The 384-nt window shown below is 31.0% G+C and carries 1 pseudogene; it reads right to left on the reverse strand.

Features of this window, described 5'->3' with window-relative positions:
* Positions 1-384: pseudogene (locus ASV53_RS24855) on the reverse strand (toll/interleukin-1 receptor domain-containing protein); the annotation flags it as partial.

The raw sequence follows: 384 nt of genomic DNA on the forward strand, positions 1-384 counted from the left end.
CTATAACTTTTTTAGTATTATACTTTTTCATTTCATGGAAAATTTCCACTTTCCCTTGTGTTGTTATTCCTTTCTTGTGATAAGCGGATATAAAAACATCAATATACAGTGGCTCTACAATCTGTAAATCATTATTTACAGATGACATTTTATTTTCATGTCTAGCCTTTCTATTCGTTGCTTTTCTTAATAAAGACTCATATGCCAATTGAGCACTTTCTTCATTAAATTCTTTTTTATGCTTTGCACGTTGACCATCGGAAGTCATGTGCTTAACTTTGGGCAACTTGAAGAAAAACACATCAGGCCTGTCATGGTAATATCTTTTTTTCTTACCAACCTTAGTTAAAAATTTATCCTTACTTTCGTATTGCTCATATCTTT

Source organism: Photobacterium sanguinicancri, from assembly GCF_002265265.1.
In the GTDB taxonomy this organism is placed as follows: Bacteria; Pseudomonadota; Gammaproteobacteria; order Enterobacterales; family Vibrionaceae; genus Photobacterium; species Photobacterium sanguinicancri.